The sequence below is a fragment of the Haloferax sp. Atlit-12N genome (assembly GCF_003383095.1).
In the GTDB taxonomy this organism is placed as follows: Archaea; Halobacteriota; Halobacteria; order Halobacteriales; family Haloferacaceae; genus Haloferax.
On sequence record NZ_PSYW01000066.1, the window covers coordinates 1 to 573 of the forward strand.

Annotated in this window: 1 pseudogene; it reads right to left on the minus strand. The window is 57.1% G+C overall.

Annotated elements, in window-relative coordinates:
• Positions 1–448: pseudogene (locus C5B90_RS20020) on the minus strand (DNA primase); the annotation flags it as partial.
• Positions 449–573: the final 125 nt, after the last annotated feature.

Consider the following 573-nt stretch of genomic DNA (forward strand, 5'->3'; position numbering starts at 1 on the left):
CTGTATCCGTGGCTCGTTGCCGAGCGATGTCTTTCGCGTCGATATCGACGAGCAGCACCCATGGCCGTTCCCAGTGATCCAGCGCATAGTAGACGGCTTCAGGGAGTGGACTTGGTTTCTCGAGGAGCGCCGGATCAGCGAGTGCGAAGTTGCGCTGACCGAGAGGATCATTGCGAGCAGGGTGCTGAATGAACTCCACGACGTCCTCAAAGCTGCTGAACTCGGGAGTCGTCCGATTACCGGACCGATTCGTCTGCCATGTGTCCCGGCGGATGAAGTCCTTGTCAGGGACGTCGTCCTGGCGAACCGGGTGTGGGTCTCGAAAAGCGACGGCATACTGTTTCGGCCCGTTTGCTGTGATGAACTCAGGGAGGTCGTCAACGTAGCTGGGGAATTCCTCGGCGTAGTAGGTGTAGATCTCTTCACGGGTTGCCTGTCGCCAAGTCATAGGTTGACCTCCTGTTTGAGATTCGTGAAGCCTCGAACCGTGGTCATGCCTGCTGCATCAAATTCGCTGATTGCGTCTTTGATGTTCGAGAACGACCGTGCTGCCCGGCCGCTAACACTTTCTTC